Source organism: Tistrella mobilis (assembly GCF_039634785.1).
Lineage (GTDB): Bacteria > Pseudomonadota > Alphaproteobacteria > Tistrellales > Tistrellaceae > Tistrella > Tistrella mobilis.
The window spans coordinates 486,556-512,476 of the sequence record NZ_JBBIAB010000001.1; the positions used below are offsets into that span (position 1 = coordinate 486,556).

At 67.9% G+C, this 25,921-nt stretch carries 26 protein-coding genes and 1 tRNA gene; 14 read left to right on the forward strand and 13 right to left on the reverse strand.

Annotated features, from left to right (window positions below):
• Positions 1-58: 58 nt before the first annotated feature.
• The 3 genes from WI697_RS02300 (at position 59) to WI697_RS02310 (ending at position 2,753) form a co-directional block, all read left to right on the forward strand.
• The gene (locus WI697_RS02300) at positions 59-1,264 is read left to right on the forward strand and encodes a homocitrate synthase/isopropylmalate synthase family protein (protein WP_345957232.1); all 1,206 of its coding nucleotides are present in this window, start codon (positions 59-61) and stop codon (positions 1,262-1,264) included.
• Positions 1,265-1,269: 5 nt separating this feature from the next.
• Positions 1,270-1,962: a Sua5/YciO/YrdC/YwlC family protein gene (locus WI697_RS02305; protein ID WP_062762664.1), complete on the forward strand. Its 693-nt coding sequence runs from the start codon at positions 1,270-1,272 to the stop codon at positions 1,960-1,962.
• A 110-nt stretch (positions 1,963-2,072) separates the two neighbouring features.
• Positions 2,073-2,753, forward strand: a complete 681-nt coding sequence (locus WI697_RS02310; RefSeq protein ID WP_062762666.1) for a TenA family transcriptional regulator — start codon at positions 2,073-2,075, stop codon at positions 2,751-2,753.
• 61 nt (positions 2,754-2,814) lie between these two features.
• Here the strand turns inward: WI697_RS02310 and WI697_RS02315 are convergent, their stop codons facing one another.
• The 6 genes from WI697_RS02315 to WI697_RS02340 form a co-directional block, all read right to left on the reverse strand.
• The gene (locus tag WI697_RS02315) at positions 2,815-3,600 is read right to left on the reverse strand and encodes an ABC transporter permease (protein ID WP_014743535.1); all 786 of its coding nucleotides are present in this window, start codon (positions 3,598-3,600) and stop codon (positions 2,815-2,817) included.
• 6 nt (positions 3,601-3,606) lie between these two features.
• Entirely contained in the window at positions 3,607-4,782 is a 1,176-nt protein-coding gene (locus WI697_RS02320) for an ABC transporter permease (protein ID WP_014743536.1), read from the reverse strand.
• Complete coding sequence (locus tag WI697_RS02325) at positions 4,779-5,849, reverse strand: ABC transporter ATP-binding protein (RefSeq protein WP_062762675.1); 1,071 nt, start codon at positions 5,847-5,849, stop codon at positions 4,779-4,781. Before WI697_RS02325 ends, WI697_RS02320 begins: the two co-directional genes overlap by 4 nt.
• A 112-nt stretch (positions 5,850-5,961) precedes the next feature.
• Positions 5,962-7,017, reverse strand: coding sequence for an ABC transporter substrate-binding protein (locus tag WI697_RS02330; RefSeq protein WP_082828357.1), 1,056 nt, complete (start codon positions 7,015-7,017; stop codon positions 5,962-5,964).
• Positions 7,018-7,250: 233 nt separating this feature from the next.
• Positions 7,251-8,126 carry an ABC transporter permease gene (locus tag WI697_RS02335; RefSeq protein ID WP_197465087.1) on the reverse strand — a complete coding sequence of 292 codons (876 nt, stop codon included), beginning with the start codon at positions 8,124-8,126 and terminating at the stop codon, positions 7,251-7,253.
• Entirely contained in the window at positions 8,123-8,875 is a 753-nt protein-coding gene (locus WI697_RS02340; protein ID WP_296715028.1) for an ABC transporter ATP-binding protein, read from the reverse strand. Before WI697_RS02340 ends, WI697_RS02335 begins: the two co-directional genes overlap by 4 nt.
• A 149-nt stretch (positions 8,876-9,024) precedes the next feature.
• Between WI697_RS02340 and WI697_RS02345 the strand changes: the two genes are divergently transcribed.
• From WI697_RS02345 to WI697_RS02360, 4 genes are all read left to right on the forward strand, one after another.
• On the forward strand, positions 9,025-9,525 hold the full coding sequence (locus WI697_RS02345; RefSeq protein ID WP_014743541.1) for a class I SAM-dependent methyltransferase: 501 nt from the start codon (positions 9,025-9,027) through the stop codon (positions 9,523-9,525).
• A complete protein-coding gene (locus WI697_RS02350) occupies positions 9,522-10,871 on the forward strand; it encodes an ActS/PrrB/RegB family redox-sensitive histidine kinase (protein WP_062762684.1) in 1,350 nt (449 codons plus the stop codon). The genes WI697_RS02345 and WI697_RS02350 overlap by 4 nt, the downstream gene beginning before the upstream one ends.
• A 51-nt stretch (positions 10,872-10,922) precedes the next feature.
• Entirely contained in the window at positions 10,923-11,513 is a 591-nt protein-coding gene (locus tag WI697_RS02355) for an ActR/PrrA/RegA family redox response regulator transcription factor (protein WP_014743543.1), read from the forward strand.
• Between the two features lie 138 nt (positions 11,514-11,651).
• Positions 11,652-12,176: an acyl-CoA thioesterase gene (locus tag WI697_RS02360; protein ID WP_014743544.1), complete on the forward strand. Its 525-nt coding sequence runs from the start codon at positions 11,652-11,654 to the stop codon at positions 12,174-12,176.
• Positions 12,177-12,192: 16 nt separating this feature from the next.
• Here WI697_RS02360 and WI697_RS02365 read toward each other — a convergent pair whose 3' ends face one another.
• Positions 12,193-13,107 (reverse strand): response regulator, encoded by a 915-nt coding sequence (locus tag WI697_RS02365; protein ID WP_345957233.1) that lies wholly within the window; start codon positions 13,105-13,107, stop codon positions 12,193-12,195.
• 293 nt (positions 13,108-13,400) lie between these two features.
• On the opposite strand from WI697_RS02365, the gene WI697_RS02370 reads away from it, so the two are divergent.
• The 5 genes from WI697_RS02370 to WI697_RS02390 all read left to right on the forward strand — a co-directional run bounded on the left by WI697_RS02370 (position 13,401) and on the right by WI697_RS02390 (position 18,315).
• Positions 13,401-14,600 (forward strand): aspartate aminotransferase family protein, encoded by a 1,200-nt coding sequence (locus WI697_RS02370; RefSeq protein ID WP_014743546.1) that lies wholly within the window; start codon positions 13,401-13,403, stop codon positions 14,598-14,600.
• Positions 14,597-15,571: an ornithine carbamoyltransferase gene (gene argF, locus WI697_RS02375; RefSeq protein ID WP_062762691.1), complete on the forward strand. Its 975-nt coding sequence runs from the start codon at positions 14,597-14,599 to the stop codon at positions 15,569-15,571. The genes WI697_RS02370 and argF overlap by 4 nt, the downstream gene beginning before the upstream one ends.
• On the forward strand, positions 15,571-16,554 hold the full coding sequence (gene hslO, locus WI697_RS02380) for an Hsp33 family molecular chaperone HslO (RefSeq protein WP_062762694.1): 984 nt from the start codon (positions 15,571-15,573) through the stop codon (positions 16,552-16,554). Before argF ends, hslO begins: the two co-directional genes overlap by 1 nt.
• 55 nt (positions 16,555-16,609) lie before the next feature.
• The gene (locus WI697_RS02385; RefSeq protein WP_345957234.1) at positions 16,610-17,266 is read left to right on the forward strand and encodes a hypothetical protein; all 657 of its coding nucleotides are present in this window, start codon (positions 16,610-16,612) and stop codon (positions 17,264-17,266) included.
• Positions 17,267-17,409: 143 nt separating this feature from the next.
• On the forward strand, positions 17,410-18,315 hold the full coding sequence (locus WI697_RS02390) for an IclR family transcriptional regulator (protein ID WP_345957235.1): 906 nt from the start codon (positions 17,410-17,412) through the stop codon (positions 18,313-18,315).
• 7 nt (positions 18,316-18,322) lie between these two features.
• On the opposite strand, the gene menC is transcribed toward WI697_RS02390, so the two are convergent.
• The 4 genes from menC to WI697_RS02410 form a co-directional block, all read right to left on the reverse strand.
• Positions 18,323-19,432: an o-succinylbenzoate synthase gene (gene menC / locus WI697_RS02395; RefSeq protein WP_345957236.1), complete on the reverse strand. Its 1,110-nt coding sequence runs from the start codon at positions 19,430-19,432 to the stop codon at positions 18,323-18,325.
• A gap of 120 nt (positions 19,433-19,552) precedes the next feature.
• Complete coding sequence (locus WI697_RS02400) at positions 19,553-20,860, reverse strand: serine hydrolase domain-containing protein (RefSeq protein WP_345957237.1); 1,308 nt, start codon at positions 20,858-20,860, stop codon at positions 19,553-19,555.
• 159 nt (positions 20,861-21,019) lie between these two features.
• On the reverse strand, positions 21,020-21,469 hold the full coding sequence (locus tag WI697_RS02405; protein WP_345957238.1) for an NUDIX hydrolase: 450 nt from the start codon (positions 21,467-21,469) through the stop codon (positions 21,020-21,022).
• A gap of 36 nt (positions 21,470-21,505) precedes the next feature.
• Positions 21,506-22,114 (reverse strand): TetR/AcrR family transcriptional regulator, encoded by a 609-nt coding sequence (locus WI697_RS02410; RefSeq protein WP_345957239.1) that lies wholly within the window; start codon positions 22,112-22,114, stop codon positions 21,506-21,508.
• A 534-nt stretch (positions 22,115-22,648) separates the two neighbouring features.
• Between WI697_RS02410 and WI697_RS02415 the strand changes: the two genes are divergently transcribed.
• Positions 22,649-23,329 (forward strand): Crp/Fnr family transcriptional regulator, encoded by a 681-nt coding sequence (locus WI697_RS02415; RefSeq protein ID WP_014743556.1) that lies wholly within the window; start codon positions 22,649-22,651, stop codon positions 23,327-23,329.
• An 84-nt stretch (positions 23,330-23,413) separates the two neighbouring features.
• Positions 23,414-24,160 (forward strand): SDR family oxidoreductase, encoded by a 747-nt coding sequence (locus tag WI697_RS02420; protein WP_345957240.1) that lies wholly within the window; start codon positions 23,414-23,416, stop codon positions 24,158-24,160.
• Positions 24,161-24,227: 67 nt separating this feature from the next.
• Here WI697_RS02420 and WI697_RS02425 read toward each other — a convergent pair.
• A tRNA-Thr gene (locus WI697_RS02425) sits at positions 24,228-24,302 on the reverse strand.
• 71 nt (positions 24,303-24,373) lie between these two features.
• Positions 24,374-25,846, reverse strand: coding sequence for a hypothetical protein (locus tag WI697_RS02430; protein ID WP_345957241.1), 1,473 nt, complete (start codon positions 25,844-25,846; stop codon positions 24,374-24,376).
• Between the last annotated feature and the right edge of the window lie 75 nt (positions 25,847-25,921).

Here is a 25,921-nt window from a genome sequence, read left to right on the forward strand (position 1 = left end):
CGGTGTGAGGATCAGCCCTGACGGCACGCGACCTGTTCCTTCGAAGGGAGCATGTCCGATGCATCATGATCTTCCGACCGTCGCGGCCAGCGGGTTTCGGACAGCCAGACTGGTTGACGCCTCTCTTGCCGACGGCCGCGGTGCCACGGCACCGACGGCGGAGCGGCTGGACATTCTGCTGGCCCTCGACGATCTGGGCATCGATGCGGCGCTGATCGGTTATCCGGCAGCCCGGCCCGCCGATCTGGCGCTGCTGGAGGCCAGTCGCGCACGCTGTCGGCAGCTGACCCGCATGGTCTGCACCGCGCTTGCCGATGCGCCGGTCCTGGCGGATCTGCTGGGCCGGGGCGGGCCGACGGAAAACGGGCCGCCGATCGAGGTCGTGCTGGAATGCGGCACCGATCCGCGTCTGGCCGAGGGTGCGGATCCGGTGGCGCTGCTGACCGGTGCGATCATCCGTCTGGCACCCCGGGCACCCGTCTGGGTAGAGCTTGCGGCGATTGCTGCAGCCGCTCCCGAAATGCTGCGGAGCCTGGTTCATGCCGCTCTTGCGGCCGGCGCCCGGGGGCTGATCCTTGCCGATACCACCGGCCGGATGCTGCCGGCCGAGACGGCGGCCACGATCGGCATGTTGCGGGCGATCACCGGCCCGACGATCCCGGTGATCGTGGCACCGGCCGACGATCTGGGCCTTGCCACCGCGAATGCGCTGGCCGGGCTTGCCGCCGGCGCCGATGGGGTGCTGGGCGCCATCGGCGGCTTGGGGGAGCGCGCCGGTCTGGTGCCGATCGAGGAGGTCGCGACCGCCATCCGCTACCGCCCGGATCACGTCCGACTGGATCACGCCATCGATCTCGCGGCCCTGGTCCGTACGGGCATGACGATCGCGGAAAGGCTTTCGGTCGATCTGGGGCGCAACAAGGCGCTGCTCGGCGACTATGTCTTCGGAACGGCTGCCGGGCTGCATCAGCACGGGCTGCTCAATCATCCGATCACTTACGAATATCTCGACCCGGCGGATTTCGGCCGCGAGCGGCGGATCCTGATCGGTCGCCATTCGGGGCGTGCAGTGCTGCGCGCCCGGCTGACCGAGGCCGGGATCAATCTGGATCCGGCAGGGCTGGAGGCCGTCTATCAGGCGGTGATGCGCAGCGCCGATCCCGAACGGTTCAACGACACGGCCGAGCTGGTCGCGCTCCACCGCCGGCTTTCGGCCGGGGATGCGGTGGCAGGCCCTGTCGCCCACGTCAGTCAGGGGGCATGAGGACGATGGAAGTAGCGCTTGGCGTACCCGATGACGAGGTCGTCGACGATGCCGAGGTGGATCATGTGCTGGGGGTCATCCGCGGCGGCGGCCTGACCCTGCTCAAAGCCAATATCGGTTACGGGCTGATCGGCCATACCGAACGGTCGATCCGCCGGATGTACGAGGTGAAGGGTCGGCCGCTGACCAACCCCTGCATCACCATCGGCAGCATCGATGTGCTGCGTGACCTGGTGATCATGGAGGATCCCCGGCTGCTGGACTGGATCGCCGAGGTGTCGGAGATGACGACGCTGGCGGTGATCAACCGGCTCAACCCCGACAGCCGGCTGTTTGCAAAGCTGACGCCTCATGTCCGTCGGCAGTGCAGCGAGAACGGCACGGTCGCGACCTTCATCCGGACCGGCGCGTTCATCGAACAGCTGGTCGAGAAGGCGCTGGCCGAAGACATCCTGCTGGTCGGATCCTCGGGCAACATCTCGTCCACGGGTAATCGCTATACCTTCGCCGACGTCCAGCCGCAGGTTCTGGAGGGCGTGGATTTCTGGCACGAGAAAGGTGACGCCAAGTATCTCAACGACCAGAAACTGGCGACCAGCATCGTCAACCTGACCAACTTCACCTTCCGCCGCAAGGGCGTGAACCACGAGTACATCGCGGCCAGCCTCGACGCCTTCAGATCGCGAACCGGCCTCTGAGATCGGGCCGGTCTCTGACGTCGGTCGTGCGACGGCGACACGGGATGCAGTTTCCAGGGACATGGACAAGTCGGCCCGCCCGCGGCGGGCTTTCGGAAGGACGATGACGCATGTCGGAATATTTTGAGGAGTTCGACCGGATCATCCAGGCCAACAAGTATTCACGCCACTCCTTCGTGAAGGAGATCGAGGCGGGCCGGGTGACGCGCGAACAGATGAAGCGCTGGGCGATCCAGAAGTATCATCAGGTCTATCTGCAGAACAGCTGCTACAGCGGCATTCACGCAAACAGCTGGCACGAGGACGTCCGCGCCTTCGAAATGGAGCAGCTGATCGCCGAGGAAACCGCAATCGCCGATGGGTCGGACAGCCATTACAACCTGATGAAGCGCTTCGCGCTGGCGCTCGGGGCGACCGAGGCCGAGATCCGGGAGACCCCGGTGGCGCCGGAAGTCTGGGATTTCGTGACCTATCTGGTCGGCCACTGCCGGAACAATCATTTCGTCTATGGCATCCTGGCGATCTATGTGAACGAAAGCCAGACCTCGGAAAGCGCGATGAAGATGTATCGGGCGCTCAAATCCGGCTTCCAGCTGGATGATCGTGCGCTCGAATGGTTCACCGTTCATGGTGAAGCCGATATCGAGCATTCGTCGCACGCCAAGGATCTGATCGTGAAATACGCCCACGAGGCGCCGAACTTCGAATGGCGCGGCCGGCAGGTGGTCGAGACGGGGTCGAAGATGTGGACCAAGCTCCACGACTTCTACTACGGCCTCGTCACCGGCTGAGACCGGGCCGGGTTCCGCCGCGGCGGCGTCGGGGGAGGCCGCCGCGGCGGATGCCGGATCGTCAGGATGTCGCCGGGCTTTTGCCACGCCGCTTCATCGCCGCCATGGCCAGGGCGACCAGGATCGTGCCGACGATGAAGACGAAGGCCGCGGCGGCGATCGCCGGGCTGATGTTCTCGCGGATGGTCGAGAACATCTGCCGGGCGAGGGTGCGCTGATTGGGTCCGGCGACGAACAGGGTGAGGACCACCTCGTCGAGCGAGGTGGCGAAGGCCAGCACCGCACCCGAGGCAACCCCGGGCATGGCCAGCGGCAGGGTCACCCGCCGGAAGACGGTGACCGGCGAGGCGCCCAGGCTGAGAGCGGCGAGTTCAACCCGCCGGTCGATGCCGGCGAGCGCACCGGTGACGCTGACCACCACGAAGGGGATCGCCACCACCGCATGGGCGACGATGACGCCCAGATAGCTGCTGGCGATGCCGAGCCGGACGAACAGCACCTGCATGCCGACCCCCAGCACCACGGCAGGCACGACCATGGGCAGCAGGAACAGCGTCCGGGCGATGCCGGCGAAGGGCAGGCGGCGGTTGCGCAGACCGAGCGAGGCGGCGGTGCCGAGCACGGTGGCCAGCAGGGTCGCCCCGGTGCCGATGATCAGGCTGTTCACGATGGAGCGCTGCCAGACCGCCGCCGTCGCCAGTTCCTCGAACCAGCGGGTGGAGAATTCCGGGATCGGATAGGTCAGGAAGACGCTGGAGGTGAAGGCGAGCGGCAGGATCGCCACAAGCGGCGCCACCAGGAAGATCACCACCGCAAGCGCATAGAGCAGTTTGAATGCCTTGGGCATGGGCTGTCAGCTCCTTCCCGTGGCAGGGTCGGCCGAAAGCCGGCCATAGACCGCATAGAGCAGCAGGGTGACCACCAGCAGCACCAGGCCGAGCGCGCCGGCCATGCCCCAATTGGCTGAACCCGTGGCATAGAAGGCGATGACCGAGCTGATCATCTGGTCGCCGGGGCCGCCGATCAGGGCCGGGGTGATGTAGTAGCCGATGGCCGTCATGAACACGAGCAGCGCGCCCGAGGCGAGGCCGCGGAAGGCGAGCGGGAACACCACACGCAGGAAGGCCCGGAGCGGGTTGGCACCCAGAGAGGCTGCGGCCGGCACCAGGTTTCTGGGAATGGCGATCAGCACGCTGTAGATCGGCAGCACCATGAAGGGCAGCAGGACGTGGGTCATGGCGATCACCACGCCCAGGCGGTTGAAGATCATCGGCACCGGCGCGCCGACGATGCCGAGGCCGAGCAGCAGATCGTTGATCAGCCCCTTTTCCTGCAGGATCACGAACCAGGCCGCAGTGCGCACCAGCAGAGAGGTCCAGAGCGGCAGCAGCACGGCGGCGAGCAGCAGATTGCGCTTCCAGCCCTCGGCCGCCGCGATCAGCATGGCATATGGAAAGCCGATCAGGGCGCAGGCGATGGTCACCAGGGCGGCGATCCAGAAGGTGCGCAGCATGATCACCCGGTTGGCCGAAGCCTCGTCGGCCATCGACACCACCTCGCCCGCGGCGTCGCGCTTCAGATCGACGGCGGCGAGCAGGTGACGATCCGTATAGGGGGAAAGCGCGCCGGCGATCGCCTGCCAGTAGCGGGGTTGATCCCATCGGCGGTCGACCTCGGCCAGGTCGGCCGGCATGTCGCCATCCTCGATCGCCCGGATCGTCTTCGACATCAGGGTGCGGAAGCCCGACTGGGCGCTGTTCAGCCGGCGGACCATGTCGCCGACCGCCTGGGTGTCGGTCGCCGCCGTCAGATCCTCGACGATGGCCGCCTTCATCTCGGGCGTCGGCGGCGACTGACGATCCCAGTCGGCGGCGACCTCGGCGGTGCGGGGCAGAATGCGCAGCACCGCCGGATCCGACACCGCCTGCGACATCATCGTGGCCAGCGGCCAGAGGAAGAAGATGCCCAGGAAAAGCAGCAGCGGCGCCAGCAGCAGCGCTGCGGCGCCCTTCGACCCGCCGCCGCTCATGGGGCGATGACCCGGCAGTCGGCCGGGCGGAATTCGGCGAAAACCTCAGTTCCGGGCGCCCATTCGCGCGATTTGCGGTCGAGCCGGACGGTGAAGCCATGCGCCCCGCCGTCCAGCTGCACCCTCAGATGGTCACCCTGATAGATGCAGTCGGCGACCCGGGCCGCCAGGCTGTTGCCGGTGCCGCCCGGGCGCTCCGCCAGCTCGATCCGTTCGGGGCGGATCGACAGCAGAACCTCCTGGCCGGGGACGACCGGTTCGGCGACCGCGGCGACGACATGGCCGCCGGCGGCCAGGGCGATGCGGGCCTCGGCCCCCGCGCTGTCTTCGACCCGGCCCTCGGCGAGATTGGTCTCGCCGATGAATTCGGCCACGAAGCGGGTGCGGGGTTCGTCGTAGATTTCGCGCGGCGAGCCGATCTGCTCGATCCGGCCGTGGTTGAACACCGCGATCCGGTCGGACATCGTCAAGGCTTCGGACTGGTCATGGGTGACGAAGACGATGGTCAACCCCAGCCGGTTGTGCAGGGCGCGGATGTCGAGCTGCATCTGTTCGCGCAGCTGCTTGTCGAGCGCGCCCAGCGGCTCGTCCATCAGCACCACCCGGGGTTCGAAGACCAGCGCGCGGGCAAGGGCCACACGCTGCTGCTGTCCCCCGGAAAGCTGAGACGGTCTGCGATCGGCCAGCGCCGAGAGCTGGACCATGTCGAGCACCCGCGCCACCCGCTCGGCAATCTCGGCGCGGCCGGTGCCGCGCATCTGCAGCGGAAAGGCGATGTTCTCGCCCACGGTCATGTGGGGGAACAGGGCATAGCTCTGAAACACCACGCCCATATTGCGGCGATGGGGCGGCAGGTCGTTGATCGGCTGACCGTCGAGCAGGATGGTGCCGGCCGTGGGGTTTTCGAAGCCGGCCAGCATCATGAGCAGGGTGGTCTTGCCCGAGCCGGATGGCCCGAGCAGGCTGACGAATTCTCCCTCGGCAATATCGAGGGTCAGGTCGTTGACGACCGTCAGGGCTCCGTACGACTTGCTGATGCCGTCGAAGCGGATGCGAACGTTTTCCAACAGCGTCCTCCAGCTCTGACCGGGTCGGCGCTGAGGCGGGCGAAGGATCGTGCGGGGGAACGATGCCGCGCCGGGCGGGTGTCGCCACCCGCCCCTCGCGCCGGTCGCGGGCTCAGCGCGCCAGCCAGGCGTTGAAGCGCCGGGTCAGTTCCTCGGAATTGTCGATCCAGAAATCGACGTCGAGCGGGATGGCATCGGCGATATTGGCCGGCGCCGTCGGCAGGTCGGCTGCGTATGTCGGATCGACCATGGCGGCCGCTTCCTTGTTCGGCAGACCATAGGCAATCGTCGCCGGCAGCTTGATCATGTTCTCGGGCGCGCTTGCGAAGGCGATGAAGTCCTGGCCGGCTGCCGCGTTTTCGGCACCCTTCAGAACCACCCAGCTGTCGATGGCATAGATGCTGCCCGGCCAGACCACCTTGAACTGCTTGCCTTCGGCCTTGTTGATGGCGGTGATGCGCCCGTTATAGGCCGTCGTCATCGCCACCTCGCCCGAGGCGAGCAGCTGCAGCGGCTGGGCGCCGGCTTCCCACCAGACCAGGTTGGGCGAGAGCTCATCCAGCTTCTTGAAGGCGCGATCCACCCCTTCGGGCGTGCCGAGCACATCGTAGATCTCGTCCTTCGGGACGCCGTCGGCGAGCAGGGCGAATTCGAGCGTATACTTGGCGCCCTTGCGCAGGCCCCGCTTGCCCGGGAACTTTTCGACATTCCAGAAATCGGCCCAGGTCTTGGGGCCGTCGGCGAGCTTCGCGCCGTCATAGGCGATGGCGGTGCTCCAGACGATGGCGCCCACGCCGCAATCGCTGCCCGACTGGGCCAGGAACTTGTCCTTGCCGCCGAGTTTCGCCCAGTCGATGGTCTCGTAAAGCCCGTCGGCGCAGCCCAGCGCCAGTTCCTCGGCCTCCACCTGAACCACGTCCCAGTTGGGCGCGCCGGCCTTCACCTTTGCCTGCAGCACGCCATAACCGCCATCCCACGATTCGTCCAGCAAGGGCTTGCCGGTCTTGGCGGCGAAGGGCTTGAAATAGATCTCGCGCTGCGCGTCCTGATAGTTTCCACCCCAGGAAACCACGGTCAGATCCCGGGCGAGTGCCGGTTGACTTGCGGCGATGCAGATGCCCGCCAGAAATACACCACCGGCCCCGATGTTCCGGAATACGCTCTTCATAGGAACAGCCTCCCCTGGCTTCCCTGGTCTTGCCCCCTTCTCAGGATGTCCTCACACCAGAATCCCCAACGTCGTTGCGACGACTGTGAGTGCAGCCTGAGCGTCATAATTGCTGCATCTTTTCCGGCGCACCGCAACATCTTTTGATGGCATGTCGACGAGTGGACAGCCTGCCGCAGCGGTATGCAGAGGGGCCGGCACCGGCCGGGTCACCCTCCCGGCCGCTCTCCGGGTCACTCTCCGGAGGCGAGCAGACGGCCGTCGCGGCGGGCGGCGCGGGTCGCGCGGGTGAAGGCCACCGCTGCCATCACGACCAGCACGCCGTCCAGCGCGAAGGCCCATGCCAGATGGCGCCAGGGAATGGTGCCGTCGATCAGCACCTGACGCATGCCTTCGAAGATATGCGCGGAGGGCAGGACCCAGGCGACCGGCTGCAGCCAGCCGGGCAGCACCTCGATCGGGTAATAGATACCCGAGATCGGCTGCAGCACGAAGATCGCCGCCCAGGCCAGCCCCTCGGCACCCAGCCCGACCCGGAGCAGCAGGCTGGCCACCATCAGCCCGATCGACCAGCCCATGATCATCAGCGCCGCCAGGAAGGGCAGCAATGGCCAGCCGAGGGTGAAAATGTCGTAATGATAGAGCGGCCAGGCCAGCGCCGCCGCGGCCCCCGTGCCGATCGCGACCCTTATGCCCGCGACCGTCAGCATGGCGGCGATCATCTCCCAGGGGCGGAGCGGGCTGACGAAGAGGGTGGCGAGGTTGCGGGCCCAGATTTCTTCGAGCAGGGCGAGGTTGACGCCCAGCTGCGAGCGGTAGAGCACCTCCCAGAGCAGCAGGCCCGAAAGCAGGGTGCCGGCGGCCTGGGCCAGCCAGTCGGTGCGCTCGGTCAGGAAAAGGGTGATGAACCCCCAGAGCAGCATCTGCATCGTCGGCCAGTAGACGATCTCGACCAGCCGGGCCCAGGAACTGAACAGCAGGCGCAGATGGCGCAGCACCAGCGCCTGGATGCGCTGCAGGGAAGCGGCGGTGCCGGTGAGCCGCTCGGGCGCCTCGCTCAACGCCGCCTCCATCGCGGCGGTGGGCGGCATCATCCGTTCGTGGTTCATGCCCCCTCCGCAGGCTGCATCTCGGGCGACCGGGCGACGTCGAGGAAGACGTCTTCCAGGCTGGCACGGCCGTAGCGGGTCAGGAGCTCCGCGGGCGTGCCGTCGTCGACCACCCGGCCGGTGCGCATCATCAGCACCCGATGGGCCAGCCGCTCCACCTCGCCCATATTGTGCGAGGCGAGCAGAATGGCGGCGCCCGACAGTTCGCGGAACCGTTCCAGCAGCCCGCGCAGCCGGTCGCCGGTATCGGGGTCGAGCGAGGCGGTCGGCTCGTCGAGCAGCAGCAGCTCCGGCCGGTTCAGCATCGCCTTGGCGAGGGAAACCCGGGTCTTCTGCCCGGCCGAGAGCCGCCCGGTCGGGCGGTCGAGCAGGGCGTCGAGGTCGAAGGCGGCCGAGATCTCGCGCACCCGTCGCGCCGGATGGGCAATGCCGTAGAGCCGGGCATAGACATCAAGATTCTGGCGCACGGTCAGCCGGTGGGGCAGGTCGACATAGGGCGAGGAGAAATTCATCCGCGGCAGGGCCCGCTTGCGATCGCGGGTCATGTCCTCGCCGAACAGCCGGATCCGGCCGGCGGTCGGGATCACCACACCCAGGATCATCGACATCGCCGTGGTCTTCCCGGCGCCGTTTCCGCCGAGAAGTGCAACGGTTTCGCCACGCCGGACGGTGAAATCGAGGCCGGCGACCGCCTCGACGGTGCCGTAGGTCTTGCGCAGGTGCTCGACGGCAAGGACGATCTCGGTCATGGATACGCCGTTCGGCCGGTGGGGCTCAGGAAAGGGTGCAAACCCTGTCGGGCCTGCAGGCTGTTCGATCGAAGGTGGTCCGGTGCCGGCCGGGGGTCAAGCGCGACGGCCGGCGACCCGGGCCCCGTCCGCCTGAACTGGAGCCATCCGTGAGCCGTCTCGACAGTTTCATTCGCCGCCTGACCGCCCAGCGTGCCTGCCTGGATCGTGCCGCGGAGATCATCCGCGATCTCGACGGGCCGGTGCTGGAGCTGGGGCTCGGCAATGGCCGCACCTACGACCATCTGCGCAGCATCCTGCCCGACCGGGAAATCTTCGTGTTCGAGCGCAAGGTCGCGGCCCATCCGGATTGCATCCCCGACGACGCCCATCTGATTTCGGGGGACCTGGCAGAGACCCTGCCACGCGCGGCCGAACGCATCCCGGCGCCCGCCGCCCTGGCCCATGCCGACATCGGCAGTGGCGATGCCGAGGCGACGGCCCGGAACGCCGCCCGTGTGGCGGCGGCGCTGCCGGTTCTGCTGGCGCCCGGTGCGGTGGTGGCGGCCGATCAGCCGCTCGACGACCCAAGGCTCCGGCCGATCGACCTGCCCGAGGGCGTGGCACCCGGGCGCTATCACCTCTATCTCAGGGTCGAGGTGCCGGAATGAGTGCGGCCGGCCCCACGCTTCCGCCGGCCGGCAGCCTGCCGCCGGGCATGGGATCCCCCGATGGCGGGCGGGTGCGTGCCCATACCCTGGTCACCATCCGCTGGCTGGCGATCGCCGGGCAGCTGGCGGCGATCATGCTGGTGTCGCAGGGGCTCCGCTTCCCGCTGCCTTTGCTGGAATGCGTGGCCGCGGTGGGGGCCTCGGCCCTGCTCAACCTTGCCACCACCCTGGCGCGGCCGGCGAATGCCCGGCTGACCGACGGCCAGGCGGCGCTGTTCCTGGCCTTCGACGTCTGTCAGCTGGCGGTGCTGCTGCAGCTCACCGGCGGTCTGGCCAATCCCTTCTCGGTGCTGGTGCTGGCCCCGGCCACGATCAGTGCGACCATCCTGTCGGTGCGCTCTACCGTGGTGCTGGCCGGCATGTCGCTGATTGCGGTGACCATGCTGGCGGTCTGGCATCATCCGCTGCCCTGGGACGGCGAGGGCGGACCTCTCGCCCTGCCACCGCTTTATGTCGCCGGGGTCTGGGCGGCGCTGGTCCTGAGCCTGCTGTTCCTGACCGTCTATGCCGCCCGGGTCGCGGCCGAGGCCCGGCGGATGTCGGATGCGCTTTCCGCCACCCAGATCGCCCTGTCGCGGGAGCAGCAGCTTTCGGCGGTGGGGGCGCTTGCGGCGGCGGCGGCCCATGAACTCGGCACGCCGCTCGGCACCATCGCCATCGTCGCCCGCGAACTGGAGCGCGATCTGGGCCCCGACGGTCCGCAGGCCGAGGATCTGGCGCTGCTGGTTTCGGAAAGCGCCCGCTGTCGCGAGATCCTGGCCCGGCTGGCGCGGGCCCCCGAACAGGCGAGCCCCGCCTTCAAGCGCCTGGGCCTGCCGGAACTGCTGGAGAGTGCGGCAGCACCCTATCGGCGCAGTTCCGGCCCCGAGATCGTGGTCGAGATCGACCCCGGATCCGATCGTGCGCAGATGCCCGATGCGGCGCCCGTGCCCGAACTGCTCCACGGCCTGGGCAATCTGGTCGAGAACGCCTCTCAGTTCGCCGCCGGCCGGGTAACGCTTTGGCTGGGCTGGGATCCGCGCTATATCACGATCGAGGTGCGCGACGACGGCCCGGGCTTCCCGGCGGATCTGCTGCCCTGGATCGGCGAGCCCTACATGTCCACCCGCCGCGAGGCGGGGCGCATGGGGCTCGGCGTGTTCATCGCCAAGACCCTGCTGGCCCGCACCGGCGCCGATGTCCGTTTCGCCAACCGGCCCGAGGGCGGAGCCGTGGTCAGCCTGCGCTGGTCGCGTTCTGCCCTGGCGGGCGGCGGCAAGGGTGCCGCCAGACCGGTGTCGTTCTGAATGCAGCCTGCCGCTGCTGCGGGTCCGTATCGCAAGAGGAAATGCCGTCCCATGTCCACGCCGCCACATGTCGATGCGGAAGATGCCGATCTGATCGACCTCGCCGCCGCAGCCCCCGAAGACCGCGTGCTGATGATCCTGGATGACGATGCGCCGTTCCGGCAGCGCCTGGCCCGGGCGATGGAGCGCCGCGGTTTCGACGTCCATGCCGCCGGCTCGGTCGCCGAGGCGCGCGACCTGCTCACCAGCCTGCGGCCCGCCTTTGCCGTGCTCGACATGCGCCTGGACGATGGCAGCGGCCTGGATCTGGTGCCGGCCCTGCGGGACCGGCGCGAGGACGCCCGGATCGTGATGCTGACCGGCTATGGCAACATCGCGACCGCGGTGGCGGCGGTGAAGGCCGGTGCGCTCGACTATCTGGCCAAACCCGCCGATCCGGACGATCTGGAGCGGGCGCTGCTGTCGCGGTCGGGGGTTCTGCCGCCGCCGCCCGAGCATCCGATGTCGGCCGATCGCGTGCGGTGGGAGCATATCCAGCGGGTGTTCGAGCAGTGCGACCGCAACGTCTCCGAGACCGCCCGGCGGCTGAACATGCATCGCCGGACCCTGCAGCGCATCCTGGCCAAGCGCTCGCCGCAATAGGCCCTTTGACCGCCGGACCCTGGCGGCGCCGGATTGTGATGCGGGCTGGCCGCCCGGATCGGTAAGCGATAGTCTTTGGGGCATGGATCAATTCCGGCGCGAATCTGTCGCCGGCCTGCCCCGAAGGCCGCCATCGCCATGACCACGTCCGAGACCCTGCCGCCCTATACGGCCGATGACCTGCTGATCGATACCGTGCCGCCGCCGACCGATCCGGCAGCCATCGGCCCCGGTGCCGGTCGCTTCCGGCTCTGGATCCCCGAGCGTATCCGCTTCGGCGAGACCGATATGCTGGGGCATGTGAACAACGCGGTCTATGCCCGCTGGCTGGAGCTGGGGCGCACCCGGCTGTTCGATCTTTGCGGTCTCGCCACCCGCTATGATCAGGATGCCCCGACGGTGATGGTCCAGGCCGAGCTTCGGATCGGCTACAAGGCCGAGCTGCGCTATCCGGGGCTGGTGATGATCGCGACCGGGGTTCAGCGCATCGGCCGCAGCTCGATCGCCATTCCGCAGGCGCTTTATGCCGGCGGCGTGCTGATCGCCGACAGCGACAGCATCTGTGTCGCCATCGATCGCGACAGCCGGCGCCCCGCAGAAGTGCCGGCGGATCTGCGCCGGGCGCTGGAGCGCTATGCGACCCGCGAGCCTGCGGCGGGATGACGGGTGACGGCCGGCCTCAGCGCCGGCCTTCCGCCTCGCGCCGCCCTTCTGCTTCGCGACGGCTTTCCTCGAATTCGCGCAGGGCCAGCGGCTCGAACGGTCCGGTGCCGTTCTCGGCCTCGCCGGCTTCGCGGCGGCCGGCGGTGCGACCGGATTTGAAGGTGCGCTCGTTGACATATTCGACCAGCGCCGAAATCAGCTTGTCGCCCTGGGCCTTGTCGACGATGCCGGTATCGCGCAGTGCCGCGCGGAGATATTCGTCGAAGCGCCGTTTCACCTCGGGCATGCGCTGAGCCCAGAACTCGACCGAGCCGGTGAGATAGCCCAGCATGAAGACCTGATCGGCATGGCTGTTGCCGAAATCCGGGCTGGCGAGTGCGCGGGCGAGGGCGACGATCCGGCTCACCTTCAGCAGAACGTCGTCGTTCTGAATGGTTGGCGCCGAGCCCTCGGCCAGCTTCAGCTGCCGGGTGGCGAGCTCGGCCTGCGGCTTCGCCAGCGCGTCGCGCGCACTGGTCAGCACCTCGCGGCGACGCTCGCGGGCATGGGGCGTTTTCGGGCGGGTCCAGAACTCCACCCGTTCCACCAGCTTGGCGAGACTTTCCGACTTGATGATGTAGTCGTCGCCGCCCGCTTCCAGGCAGGCCCGCACGGTTTCGCGCGTGTCGAGCGAGGACAGGAAGATGATCGGCACGGCCGAGCCCAGGATCCGGCGGATCCGCCCGCAGGCCTCGATGCCGTCCATGCCCGGCATCATGATGTCGAGCACGACCAGTTTGGGCGTGTTCGAGGTGCACAGCTGGATGGCCTGCTCGCCGTTATTGGCGGTAAAAACCGAAAAGCCATGCGCCTCCAGCACGTCTCGGTAGAGCTTGCGGAGACTGTCCTGATCCTCGGCGAGGACGATGAGACCACGGCTGGTGACGGTCATGTTCTGCCTGTACGCGGGCCGACCCGTTGCCGGGTGGTCATCTGACGTCCGGAGCGGACGCGGGCCATTGAATTCCGACGGGGGCGGTGCCGCCGTCACGGGAATCCATACCCGTCGGATACGCCTCCGAAGGTACACCGGGCCGCAGGCGCACACCAAGGAAATCCGCCGCTTGCCGCCTGTGCTGCGCGATTGACAGCACAGGTTCCACACCGGATACTCGCCCCTTTCCAGCGTGTCCGTCGCCGTTATGACGGGTGCGGACACCCAACCGCCACGAGGAGCGAGGGACAATGATCCCGGCCGTGATGCCGACCTATGCGCGGACCGATCTGACGTTCGACAAGGGCGAAGGCGCGTATCTGTATACGGCGGACGGGCGACGATTCCTCGATTTCGCCAGCGGCATCGCCGTGAATGCCCTCGGGCATTCCCACCCCCATCTGGTCTCTGCGCTGACGGAGCAGGTGGGGAAGCTCTGGCACGTGTCGAACCTGTATCAGAGCCCGGGCCAGGAAAAGGCGGCGGAACGGCTGGTGGCCGCCACCTTCGCCGATACCGTGTTCTTCTCCAATTCGGGCGCCGAGGCGATCGAATGCGGCATCAAGATGGTGCGGCGCTATTTCGATCTGTCGGACCAGCCCGGCCGCTATCGCATCATCACCGTCCAGGGCGCCTTTCACGGCCGCACGCTGGCGACGCTCGCCGCCGCCGGTAACAAGAAGTACCTGGACGGCTATGATCCGGTGGTCGACGGGTTCGATCACGTACCCTTCGGCGACCTTGCGGCCGCCGAGGCGGCGGTGACTGAGGAAACCGCGGCGATCCTGATCGAGCCGGTTCAGGGCGAAGGCGGCATGCGACCGGCGGCGCTCGACTATCTGCGCGGCCTGCGCAAGCTCTGCGATCAGCATGGCCTGCTTCTGTTCCTGGACGAGGTTCAGTGCGGCTTCGGCCGGACCGGCCGGCTGTTCGCCCATGAATGGGCGGGCATCACCCCGGACATCATGGCGGTCGCCAAGGGCATCGGCTCGGGCTTCCCCATGGGCGCCTGCCTTGCGACCGAAAAGGTGGCGGCGGTGATGGGGCCGGGTACCCATGGCTCCACCTTCGGCGGCAATGCGCTCGCCATGGCGGCGTGCAATGCGGTGCTGGACGTGATGCTCGAAGACGGTTTTCTCGACCGGGTCCGCCAGGCGTCCGAACGGCTGTGGGGGGAGCTGTCGCAGCTGATCCCCAACTATCCGGGCGTGCTGGAAGAGATCCGCGGCGCCGGGCTGATGCTGGGATTGAAATGCGTGGTGGCCAACGGGCGCATGGTCGATGCCTTCCGGGCAAACGGCCTGTTGACCGTTCCTGCGGGCGACAATGTGGTGCGTCTGCTGCCGCCGCTGATCATCGGTGATGCCGAGATCGACCAAGCCATCGACGCGATCCGTCGGGCCTGCGACAGCGTCGCATCCGAGATCGCCACAGAGGAGGCCGCCGGATGACGGCCCTGGACCTGACCATCGACGCGCCGCTCACTGCGGCGCGGACGCCCCGCCATTTCCTGGATCTGGACGCGCTGCCGACGGCTGAGCTGCGGCGCATTCTGGATTTCGCCCATGCGCTGAAGGCCCGTCGTGCGGCAGGTGAGCGCCCGCCGCTGCTTGGCGGCCGGACGCTGGCGATGATCTTCGAGAAGCCGTCGACCCGGACCCGCGTGTCGTTCGAGGTGGGCATGAACGAGCTGGGCGGCTCGGCACTGATCCTGAACCCGCAGGACAGCCAGCTGGGCCGCGGCGAAACCATCGCCGACACGGCCCGCGTCCTGTCGCGCTATGTCGACGCGATCATGATCCGCTGCCACGCGCACGAGACCCTGACCGAACTGGCGGCCCATGCCAGCGTGCCGGTGATCAACGGCCTGACCCGCCGCTCGCATCCCTGCCAGCTGATGGCCGACCTCATGACCCTGGAAGAGCAGTGGGGGCCGGGCAATCTGGCTGGCCGTCGCATCGCCTGGGTCGGTGACGGCAACAATATGTGCGTGACCTTCGTACAGGCGGCCGTGCATTTCGGTTTCGACCTGGCGATCGCCTGTCCTGCGGCCTATCAGCCGGATCCCGACGCGGTGGCGGCGGCCCTGGCGGCCGGCGCCCGTGTGACGGTGGGCGAGGATGTCGGTGCCGCCGTGGCCGGCGCCGATTGCGTGGTGACCGACACCTGGGTGTCGATGGACAGCAAGGACGCCGAAGCCCGCCAGCGCGATTTCCCGGCCTATCAGGTGAATGATGCGGTGATGGCGAAGGCGGCACCCGGGGCGGTGTTCATGCATTGCCTGCCGGCCCATCGCGGCGAGGAAGTCACCGACGCGGTCATGGACGGTCCGGCCTCCGTCGTGTTCGACGAGGCGGAGAACCGGCTTCATGCCCAGAAGGCGGTGCTCGCCTGGTGCCTGGGTGTCATGGAGACCAAGTGATGACGACGACGCCGACCCACGGCGCCGGAACCCCTGCCGAGCGGTCGACCCTGGTCGACCGCTCGTTGCCGTTCCGGCTCCCCTGGGCCGAGGCTCGCGGCCGTGTTGCGCGGCTGGGCCCGGCGCTGGACGAGATCCTGGGGCGCCATGCCTATCCGGCGGCGGTCTCTGCCGTGCTGGCCGAGACGGTGACGCTGGCCGCCATGGTCGCCCATTCGCTGAAGACCGACGGTGTGTTTACGGTGCAGATCCGCGGTGACGGCCCGGTCTCGCTGATGGTCGCCGATGCGACCGCGTCGGGCGCATTGCGGGGCTATGCCCAGTTCGATGCCGATGCCGTGGCGGCGCTGGACACGGCCGTTGCCGGCGTGCGCCATCAGGGCGCGCCCTCGATGCCGCGCCTGTTCGGCCGGGCCTATCTGGCGCTGACGCTGGACCCGGGTCAGGGCATGGAGCGCTATCAGGGCATCGTCGAACTCGATGGCGAGCGTCTGGCCGATGCGGTTCATGCCTATTTCCGGATGTCGGAGCAGATCGAAAGCGCCGTGCGGTTTGCGGTGACGCCGCCCGAGGGCGACCGGGGCTGGCGGGCCGGCGGGCTGCTGCTTCAGCGCATGCCGGCCGAGGGCGGTACGGCGACCGCGGCCGAGGATGCCGAGGACGGCTGGCACCGTGCGGTGGTGCTGGCCTCCAGCGTCCGCGACCAGGAGCTGACCGACCCGGATCTGCCGCTCGAGACCCTGCTGCTTCGCCTCTATCACGAGGATGGCGCCATCGCCTATGAGGCGCTGCCGCTCGGTTTCGCCTGCCGCTGCTCGCCCGAGCGTGTCGAGGGGCTGATCCGCAGCCTGCCCGGCGACGATCTGGCCGAGCTGACCGTCGACGGCCAAGTCGACGTGGTTTGCGAGTTCTGCGGCACATCCTATGTCTATGACGATGCAGACATCGCCCGGCTGCGGGCGAATGATGACCACCGGCACTGACGGGCCGCCGGATCACGTCGAGGACGCCGGCCATATCGAGGGAGACTGACCGACGATGACCACCTCCCCGTTCCATCCGACGCGCCCCCGTGCGATGCACCCCTATACGGGCATCGGACCCACCCGTCGCCGGGTGCTGGGCCTGGCCGCAGGTCTTGCCGCTGCAGGCCTTCTGGCCGGCTGCGCCTCGGAGCCGCTGCCCGAGGGGCCGAAGCCGATCCGGTTCGACGACAAGCCGAAATTCCGGCTGAACGTGGCCCGGGTGCAGCTGCTGGACAATTACCAGCCGCCACGCAAGGCCCCCAATGTCGAGCATCTTTTCCCGACCTCACCGGCCCGGGCCGCCGGCGACTGGGCGCGGGACCGGCTGGAGGCGGCGGGTGTGTCGGGGACGGCACGTCTCGTTATCCGTGACGCGAGTGTGATTGAGAAGCCGCTCCCCCAGACCGGCGGCATTCGCGGCACGTTCACCCAGGAACCGACCGACGAATATGCCGCGACGCTGATCGCGACGCTCGAGATCCTGTCGGAGACCGGCGAGCGGCAGGCCTATGTCGATGTCGAATCGCGCCTGGTGCGCGCCATCGATGCCAGTGGCTCTCCGCTTGCCCGTGAGGTCGCCTTCGATCGCATGACCCGCGACCTGCTCGCGGGCTTCGATCAAAGGTTGAGTGAAAATCTGAATACAACCCTCAAGGACTATGTTCTCTGATGGCTCGCGTCTGATCGCCGCAGACCTCCTCTTTCGGCTTAAGCAAAACCCATGGTGGTTTGACAGGGGTCATCATATCGCCTAGGTTCTTCCGACCGTCGGCCGCGATTGCGCGGGCTGCGGTCGGAATGGAGGACCGGGGCATGAGCCGGATGTCGGGTGTCGAGGAGCTGCCGCGGGTTGCCCGCGGCGAGGGTGGCCATCGGGGGGACGCGGCGCCGGCGGTGCGACGTTCGACCGATGCTGGCAATGTGCAGAGTGTGGCGCGTGCCGCGGCAATCCTCCGCGTTCTCGCCGGCCATGTGGGCGAAGGGGCGCGGCTGTCCGAGATTGCAGCCGCAACCGGGCTGCACAAAGCGACGGCCCACCGGCTGCTCGCGGCCCTGAAGGAGCAGGGTCTGGTCGACAAGGCCGCCGATACCCACCGCTACCATCTGGGGCTCGAGCTGTTTCTGCTCGGCTCGTCGGCATCGAACCGTTTCAGCATTCGTGACATTGCCCGTCCCTCGCTGCAGCGTCTGGCGGAGCAGACCGGCGATACGGTCTATCTGTTCGTGCGCAGCGGCATGGATGCGCTGTGCGTCGACCGCGTGGAAGGGGCCTTTCCCATCCGCACCCTCAGCCTTGATGTCGGCGGTCGGCGGCCCCTGGGCGTTTCGGCGGGGTCACTTGCCCTGCTTGCAGCGCTGGGCGATGAGGAGGTCGGCCAGGTGATTGCGGCCAATGCCGAGCGCTTCGCCCGCTTCGACTGTGCCCCTGAGGAGGTCGGCCGGATGGTCGAGGCCACGCGGCGGGCCGGCCATGCCGTCAGCGATGGCATGATCGTGCCCGGCATGTGCGCCGTGGCGGTACCGATCAATGATCGCACGGGGATGCCGGTGGCAGCGATCAGCATCGGTGCGATCAGTCAGCGCATGGACGCGACGCGTCGTGCCCGCATCGTGGGCCTGATGGCCGCCGAGGCTCGGCGGATCGAGCAGGGCCTGCAGCCGGCCGCCACCCCCGGCCGGCGCCGGCGCAGTGCGCGCAGCGCCGGCGCATCGGCCTGATCGGCCCTCAGGCCCCGATCCTCAGAATCCGGGTCGTGACCCGGGCGAGCTGCACCGGGTCCGGTTCGGTGCCGAGGCCCGGCGCATCCAGCGGAGCGACCAGCCCCCGCCCGGTCAACTCGACCGGAAGGGTGGTGATGTCGGGGGCGAAATAGCGGGCGCTTTCTGCGACATCCGACGGATAGGTCATGCCGGGCAGGGTGGCGAGCGCGATATTCGTCCAGCGGCCGATGCCGGTCTCGAATTTGGCCCCGGTGAAACAGCCGATACCCTCTGCCGCAAGCCGGTCGTGGATCGCCCTTGCCCGGATCAGCCCCCCGACCCGGCCGACTTTGATGTTGACGGCGCGGGCCGCGCGACGTTCCAGCAGCTCGTCGACGTCCTCCATCGTGTGGATGCTTTCGTCCAGACAGACCGTGGTGTCCAGTCGGGACTGAAGGGCTGCATAGGCCTTCCAGTTGTGCGCGGCCATCGGCTGTTCCAGCAGCATCAGCCCGAAACGGTCGAAGCCGGTCAGATGATCCAGATCCTCAGGCCCATAGGCGCCGTTTGCATCAGCCAGCACCGGCATATGGGGCAGTTCGGTGCGCAGCGCCGACAGCGGCTCCACATCCCAGCCGGGTTTGATCTTCACCTTGATCCGGTGATAGCCGCCATCTTCCGCCCGCCGGGCCGCCGCCAGCAGATCGGCGACGCTTCCGGTCACGCCGATCGTGGCGCTGGCCTTCACCGGTCTGATGGCGCCGCCGATACGCACCGCCAGTGCCACGCCATCGCGGCGGGCCAGCAGGTCGTGCAACGCCACTTCCAGCGCTGCAATGGTCTCGACATGGCCGGCGACGTCGCGGAACCGGTTGAGCATGTCTTCCGGTCCGTCCACGTCGCTGCCGACCAGCAGCGGCGCCAGGTGCCGCTCGATGATGTGCCAGGCGGTCTCGATCGTTTCGTAATGGTAGAAGGGCGACTCCATGGCCGTGCATTCGCCCCAGCCCGACAGCCCGTCGGACCGGATCTCGACGATCAGCTTGGTCCAGCGTTCCATGCGCTGCCAGCGATTGGCGAAGGGCGCCACCATCTTCGGCGTCACGAAACGCAGCACGATCTCGTCGATCCGCATCGGGGAGTCTCCCTGGGGTTGAGATGATCCAGGGATGATAGCGACAGGCAAATATCAATCCAACGTTGAATATCGAGGTAAGGAAGACCGCGGGGCCCAAGGGCACCGCGGCCTCGCGGTTCAGCGTGTCATGGCACCATAGACGCCCTGGCGAACGATCAGCCGATAAGGTTCACGTTGCGAGACGCTCTGCATCATGTAGACCACCAGCAGCTTCTCGCGCGGGTCGATCCAGAAATAGGTGCCGGCATAGCCGCCCCAATAGAGATCGCCGGTGCTGCCCGGCCAGGCACCGTCCTCGCCCCGACGCACGGCGAAGCCCAGGCCGAAACCATAGCCCAGGGGGCCCAGCCCGCCGGTATCGATCTCGGGCGTCAGATGATCGGCGGTCATCAGCCGCACGCTGGCCGGGCTCAGGATCCGGGTGCCCTCCAGCTCGCCGCCATTCAGGATCATGCGCAGGAAGCGCAGATAGTCGCGGGTGCTGCCGTACATGCCGCCGCCGCCCGAAAGGAAGGTATCGGGGTGCGCAGGGTCGAGCAGCTCGGGCGGCTTGTTGCCGAAAGCGGCCTCGGGGTCGGCGGCCGCCACCCGGCTGCGCAGGGCCTCGGGCACGTGGAAGAAAGTCTCGGTCATACCAAGCGGCTTCAGCACCAGCCCGGCCACGACCTCATCCAGCGGTTTGCCGGCGGCGACTTCCAGCACCCGGCCAAGCAGGTCCGTCGAGCGGCCATATTCCCAAAGCGTGCCCGGTTCCGCCACCAGGGGCAGCTTCGCCAGCCTGGCTGCATACTGTTCGTTGGTATCGGTCCAGAGATGGGTGCCGGCTGCCAGATAGCGGCTCTTGATCGCCGACTTGCCGAACACGCCATAGGTCAGGCCGCTGGTGTGGCGCAGAAGATCACGCACCGTCATCTTGTGTGTGGCGGGGGTGGTCTCGACCGTCGGCTTGCCATCGGCACCGGCGACCTCGCGGCCGACCTCCAGCCTGGCGAAATCCGGCAGATAGGCCGAGACGGGGGCCGCCAGCAGCAGCCGCCCGTCTTCGATCAGGCGCATGGCCGCGACCGATACGATCGGTTTGGTCATGGAATAGAGCCGGAACAGGCTGTCTTCGGTCATTTTCGTGCCGGCAGCCCGATCCTGCCACCCGACGGCACGCAGTGTGACCAGCTGCCCGTCACGTTCGACGGCAAGCACGGCGCCCGGAATGCGGCCGGCTTCGGCATCTGCTGCCAGCCGGTCGCCAAGGGCGGTGAGCCGGGCGGCATCGAAGCCCGCGCCCGCGGCATCCGCGACAGTGGTTTCCGCAGCCCGGGCAGCCGGAAGGCCGGGTATCGTCGTCAGCAGGGCTGCGGCCAGAAGGGCGGCGTGCAACGACCGGCGTCGGCCGACCGCCGATCCGGCAAGGGATGTGAGACAGATCATCTGGGTCTTCCTCCCTCCGTCGCCCGATGCGTTGCCGGGCGATCATGGTCGGCCCGGATGCGACATCCGGACCTTGCATGATCAGGCGGGGCCGACGGACGGCTGTCAACGTGGGCGGGAGGAAAATCCGCCATGCGAAACCCACCGCCCTGGCAGCCGTTATCCCGGGCGGGTGGCTGCCACCAGGTCTGCAACATCGCGGCAGAGTGGCTGGGGCAGATTGTCGGGGTCGGCCCAGATCGCGTCGCAGGCGTCGTCAGCCGCCTGCAGCCCGGCGGATCCGGTCACGGCAAGACGGATGGCCACCAGCACGAAATGATGATCCGGCCGATCGGCGGCACCTTCCGCGACCTCCAGCACCGCAACAGGTTCCGGTGCGGGCGAGGCGTCGGCCCGGGCCTCAAGGCCGGTTTCCTCTGCCAGCTCACGGATGGCGGCGTCGACCAGCCCCTCCCCCCAATGTACCCGGCCGCCGGGGAAGCCCCAGTGACCGGCCTGGGGCGGATTGGCGCGCAGCACCAGAGCGACACGGTCGTCATGCCACGCGATGGCGATGACGCCGACCCCCGGCATGGCCGGATGCGGACGGGCGGGGTCTGTCTCGGTCACGGGCGGGGGCTCCGGTCAGGGCCGCCCGGCTGCCGGTCAATGCGGTGCGAGGCGGCGGAGCAGGTCGGCGGTGTAGCGGTCGAGCATGGCTTCAGCATTGCTGCCGAGCGAGCCCAGCCGATGGGTGCAATCGCAGATCAGCAGGCCCATCAGATAGCTGAACACCTGACAGAGTTCCATACGCCGGGCTTCCGCGTCCAGTCCGGCATAGGCGGCGAGCGCGTCTCCGATGACGTCCAGCGCCTGAGAGAGCTTGCGGTTGAGCCGGCGGTCGAGTTCGGGTGTCAGCCCTGCAGGCTTCAGCCCGTGATAGAGATAGAGCCCGAGGCTCATCTCGTCCGGCCGGCTGCGGTAGTAGGTAAAATAGCTGCGCAGGACGATTTCTACCCGTGCGCGCGGATCGGTGGTGCCGCTGGCTGCAGTGGCCAGGTGCTCGTGCAGGCATGTCAGCCCGTCAGAGAGCACTGCGGCATATAGTTCTTCCTTGTTGCGGAAATAGGGATAGATCGCACCGGTCGTGCAGCCGGCGGCGGCGGCGATGCCGCGCATTGATGCCGCCTCGAGGCCCATGTCGGCAAAGATAGACCGCGCGGCGTCGACGATGATCTGGCGTTTCAGGGCACGAACCGCCTGGTCGCGCGCCATGCGCGGCCTCACGGCCGGTGCAGGGCCTCGGGCGGGCAGTTGGGTCGCGGTGGTGGTCTGCGTATGGCTGAGCATCATGGTCAGGATCCCCCCTGTGCCGCCCGGACCAGTGTCTGGCGGACGGCCGCGGACCCGGAAATTGGCGGGCATGGTTGGCCCATGCTCCGTCCGGGGCGCATGTTCTCGGCATGGCGCCGTAGATGGTCGAGCCCCCTTTCTCGCGGATGCGACACAGATCCGGCACGCCGGATCCCGCAGGCTCGTTCCGATATGAGGAAAAGCCTAACCGAATCGCAATTTTCTGTTCCTCGGTGCGTTGACAGATGGTGCGACGTGAATCATGCTATCTTAGCGGAATTCTAGGGACATCTCTTTGTGCAGCCCGCCGCAGGCAGTGAAGGCCGGATGACCGTTGCGATCCTCTGCCTGTACCGGATGGCGATCAGCCGGGACAGCCGCCAACGCCGGAGTTATCTTTGATGGGTAAGTCAACGGCCGGCCGGCCGACCGATGCTCCACCGGACAAGGGATGCCATGCTCTCTGAAGCGAAGTTCATGACCGTCGCTCACTGGGCAAAGGATCTGAATGAGGAGGATCGCGAACTCGCCCGGCGCAACATGACCGAGAAGCTGCTGCCCAAAGGCGCCTACCTGCTTCACGAGCACGACCATGTCGACGCCTGGTTCGGTGTCATCGACGGATTGCTCAAGATCAGTGTGGTGGCTGAAAGCGGTGAAATGGTCAGTCTGGCCGGCATCTCCAGCAGCGGTTGGGTTGGCGAAGGTTCGGTGATCAAGAACGAACCCCGGCGCTATGATGTCGTGGCGCTGCGCGATACCAGCATAGCCCTGCTCAATGGCCGCACCTTCCGCTGGCTGATGGACAACAGCCCCCCCTTCAACAAATTTCTGGTCCGGCAACTGAATGAGCGCCTGGGCCAGTACATTGCGTTCGTGGGCTATGGCCGTCTGCTGGATCCGACCGCCCGGCTCGCCCGGTCGATCGCCTGGATGTTCAACCCGGTTCTCAGCCCGAACAACCAGCTTCAGCTCGGGATCTCGCAGGAAGAAATCGGCCTGCTCTCGGGCATGTCGCGCCAGACCGCAAGCAAGGCGCTGCGCCAGCTTCAGGCAGAGGGATTGCTCAGGCTGCAACACGGGCAGATCGAGATCCTCAATCTGGAGCGGCTCAGCCGTTACGGCACCAAGCTTTGAACCCTGCCTGGAACCGGGTCAATCAGCCTTGAGCCTGCCAGCACCAGAAGCAGGCCCGGCAGTTACGAGGATGGAAACGCACCCATGCCTGTCACCGACACGGCGCCCCGCGTGGCGCTGGTTACCAATGCGATCAAATATGCCGGCGCCCCCACGGTGGCGGCGCTTGCCAGCCAGGGCTGGCAGATCATCGCCCATGACGCATCCTTCACCGACGTGGCGGCCCGCGCCGCCTGGGAGGCGGAAAATCAGGGCATGACCGCCGCCGAGGCTCAGGATCCGGCAGGGTTGATCGCCGAAGTGCTCGACCGGATGGGCGGGCTGCACGGCATCGTCTCCAACGACGCCTATCCCGCGATCCGTCGCCGCATCGAAGAGACCGAGGCGGAGGCGCTGCGCGAGATGCTTGAGGCGCTGACCGTCTTCCCCTTCGCGCTTGCCTCGGCGGCGACCCCGCATCTGAAGGCGCAGGGCGCCGGTGCCATCGTGATGGTCACCTCCGCCTCGCCGCGCCGTCCCTATCCGGGCTTCGCGATGTACGCGACCGCCCGTTCGGCCTCGACCGGACTTGCCAAGGCACTGGCGAACGAGCTGGCCCCCCATGGCGTCCGGGTGAATGCCGTGGCGCCGAACTTCCTCTACAGCGAAACCTATTACCCGCGTGCCAAATGGATCGACGATCCCGCCGGCGCCGCCCGGGTGCGCGAGATGGTGCCGCTCGGTCGTCTGGGCCGGCCCGAGGAGATCGGCGAGCTGATCGCTTTCCTGCTGTCCGACAAGGCCGGCTTCGTGGTCGGCGAGACCGTGGGCTTCACCGGCGGGTGGCCGTGAGGCGGCGCTGACAAGGCAGCAGACATGAAAAAGCGGCCTGCACCGGGTGCAGGCCGCTTTTCAAATCTGGTGCCGGCGGTAGGAATTGAACCTACGACCTACTGATTACGAATCAGTTGCTCTACCCCTGAGCTACGCCGGCGCGGTGCGGAGACGGGCGAGCCTCTCCGGACGGCGCGGACGATAGCGCCGGAAGCCGGGTTTGGCAAGCGGTTAAGCTGCGGCCGCAAAGCCGGCTGCCGCCGCGGCTGCGGCAAGCAGAAGGGCGATCGCCACGGGCAGCGGAGTGGCCGCCCGGCGGATGGCCGATTCGTCGGCGGGATGTGCGCCGGCAAGGGCTGCGGCCATGGCGAGGCGCATGGGGGAGATCATGGTCGCGATACCGCCTGCGGCCAGCAGCGCGGCGGTGATGCCAAGCGGCAGGGGCCCAGTGGTCGCGGCGGCATCGAGCCCGGGCAGGGCGCCGATGAGCGGTGCGATCATGGCTGCGACCGCGACATTGCTGCCGGTCAGGAAGCCCGCAATCCCGGCCAGTGGCGGGACGATGGCCGGGGCGGCTGCCCCGGCCGTGCCGGCCCAGGCCTGGGCCAGGAGTGCAGGCGCGCCGCCTGCGGCCCAGAGCCCCGCCAGCAGCACGAAGGCGAAGGTGGCTGCGGCCGGGCGCAGGCTGCGCAGAAAGCCGGTGCGCGCCGCGCCGATGATACCCTTGCGGCGGGCATGGAGGGCGACGCCGAAACCGGTCGCGAGCAGCCAGAGGGAGGGATGATGCAGCGGTGCCCAGCCCGGCAGGTCGGCGAAGGGCCGGATCATCGGTCCGCGGAGCAGCCCGGCCAGCGGGTCGATCAGCCGCGTGGCGAGCAGCACCAGGGTCAGCACCAGATAGGGGGCAAGTGCCGTGATGGTGGCGTTCTGCCCGCCCGACTGCCGCCGGCGAAGCAGCAGATCGACGGCGATCGGCAGGCCGAGTGCTGCGAGTGCCGCCGTTTCGGGCCCGATCAGCAGATTGGCGCCGGCAAGCAGCAGGATGGTGAGGGCGATCAGCAGTGGATCGGTCAACCGGTCACGCCCCCGCGGGCGGATGCCGGACGCCGCAGCCTGAAGGCGCAGCAATATCAGTGCGCCGGCATAGACCGGGGCGGAGAGCAGCGCTGTAGCGGCGCCCAGCAGATGCGGGTCGTGGTCGAGCAGGGCGGCCGTGACCTGGGTTCCGATGGCGAGTGCACCCCAGGGCACCAGCAACTGGCTCAACAGCGACAGCACCGCGACCCGGATCGGCGGCAGCCCTTCAAGGCGGAGCAGGGCGGCCGTCACCACGGCACCGACGCCGAAGCCGGTGGCGCTTTCGGCGAAGGGGCCGATCAGCATGCAGGCGGTGAAGATGCGGCGATAGCGCGCCGGATCGGCGGTGACCGTGCGCTCCCCGCCAAGGGCGGCGGCAGGCGAGGCCACGGCATCGAAAACCAGCCCGGCGAGGATGACCGAAACGGCCGTCCAGGCGATCCAGCCGGCGCGGAGCCCGGCATCGATCAGGGAGGCGACATCCACCCCGCTGCCGAGCGCGATCAGCACCGCCACCCCGGCACCGGCGAGCCCTGCTTCCAGGGAACTGCGTCGCAGTGCCAGCAGGACCATGGCGAGCAGAACCGGCAGCGGAGCGAGCAACAGGGCGGGGGCAGAGGGCGACATCAGCGTTCCGGTTGCAAAGGAAAGGGCCCGCGCATCACAGCCGACCATCCCCCATTGCGGCAACTGATTACGAAT

What these genes read in the sequence shown, in the direction of transcription:
- WI697_RS02300 (WP_345957232.1), top strand. Translation starts at nt 59, where the DNA reads ATGCATCATGATCTTCCGACCGTCGCGGCCAGCGGGTTTCGGACAGCC.
- WI697_RS02305 (WP_062762664.1), top strand. Translation starts at nt 1,270, where the DNA reads ATGGAAGTAGCGCTTGGCGTACCCGATGACGAGGTCGTCGACGATGCC.
- WI697_RS02310 (WP_062762666.1), top strand. Translation starts at nt 2,073, where the DNA reads ATGTCGGAATATTTTGAGGAGTTCGACCGGATCATCCAGGCCAACAAG.
- WI697_RS02315 (WP_014743535.1), bottom strand. Translation starts at nt 3,600, where the DNA reads ATGCCCAAGGCATTCAAACTGCTCTATGCGCTTGCGGTGGTGATCTTC.
- WI697_RS02320 (WP_014743536.1), bottom strand. Translation starts at nt 4,782, where the DNA reads ATGAGCGGCGGCGGGTCGAAGGGCGCCGCAGCGCTGCTGCTGGCGCCG.
- WI697_RS02330 (WP_082828357.1), bottom strand. Translation starts at nt 7,017, where the DNA reads ATGAAGAGCGTATTCCGGAACATCGGGGCCGGTGGTGTATTTCTGGCG.
- WI697_RS02335 (WP_197465087.1), bottom strand. Translation starts at nt 8,126, where the DNA reads ATGAACCACGAACGGATGATGCCGCCCACCGCCGCGATGGAGGCGGCG.
- WI697_RS02340 (WP_296715028.1), bottom strand. Translation starts at nt 8,875, where the DNA reads ATGACCGAGATCGTCCTTGCCGTCGAGCACCTGCGCAAGACCTACGGC.
- WI697_RS02350 (WP_062762684.1), top strand. Translation starts at nt 9,522, where the DNA reads ATGAGTGCGGCCGGCCCCACGCTTCCGCCGGCCGGCAGCCTGCCGCCG.
- WI697_RS02355 (WP_014743543.1), top strand. Translation starts at nt 10,923, where the DNA reads ATGTCCACGCCGCCACATGTCGATGCGGAAGATGCCGATCTGATCGAC.
- WI697_RS02360 (WP_014743544.1), top strand. Translation starts at nt 11,652, where the DNA reads ATGACCACGTCCGAGACCCTGCCGCCCTATACGGCCGATGACCTGCTG.
- WI697_RS02365 (WP_345957233.1), bottom strand. Translation starts at nt 13,107, where the DNA reads ATGACCGTCACCAGCCGTGGTCTCATCGTCCTCGCCGAGGATCAGGAC.
- WI697_RS02370 (WP_014743546.1), top strand. Translation starts at nt 13,401, where the DNA reads ATGATCCCGGCCGTGATGCCGACCTATGCGCGGACCGATCTGACGTTC.
- argF (WP_062762691.1), top strand. Translation starts at nt 14,597, where the DNA reads ATGACGGCCCTGGACCTGACCATCGACGCGCCGCTCACTGCGGCGCGG.
- hslO (WP_062762694.1), top strand. Translation starts at nt 15,571, where the DNA reads ATGACGACGACGCCGACCCACGGCGCCGGAACCCCTGCCGAGCGGTCG.
- WI697_RS02385 (WP_345957234.1), top strand. Translation starts at nt 16,610, where the DNA reads ATGACCACCTCCCCGTTCCATCCGACGCGCCCCCGTGCGATGCACCCC.
- WI697_RS02390 (WP_345957235.1), top strand. Translation starts at nt 17,410, where the DNA reads ATGAGCCGGATGTCGGGTGTCGAGGAGCTGCCGCGGGTTGCCCGCGGC.
- menC (WP_345957236.1), bottom strand. Translation starts at nt 19,432, where the DNA reads ATGCGGATCGACGAGATCGTGCTGCGTTTCGTGACGCCGAAGATGGTG.
- WI697_RS02400 (WP_345957237.1), bottom strand. Translation starts at nt 20,860, where the DNA reads ATGATCTGTCTCACATCCCTTGCCGGATCGGCGGTCGGCCGACGCCGG.
- WI697_RS02410 (WP_345957239.1), bottom strand. Translation starts at nt 22,114, where the DNA reads ATGGCGCGCGACCAGGCGGTTCGTGCCCTGAAACGCCAGATCATCGTC.
- WI697_RS02415 (WP_014743556.1), top strand. Translation starts at nt 22,649, where the DNA reads ATGCTCTCTGAAGCGAAGTTCATGACCGTCGCTCACTGGGCAAAGGAT.
- WI697_RS02420 (WP_345957240.1), top strand. Translation starts at nt 23,414, where the DNA reads ATGCCTGTCACCGACACGGCGCCCCGCGTGGCGCTGGTTACCAATGCG.
- WI697_RS02430 (WP_345957241.1), bottom strand. Translation starts at nt 25,846, where the DNA reads ATGTCGCCCTCTGCCCCCGCCCTGTTGCTCGCTCCGCTGCCGGTTCTG.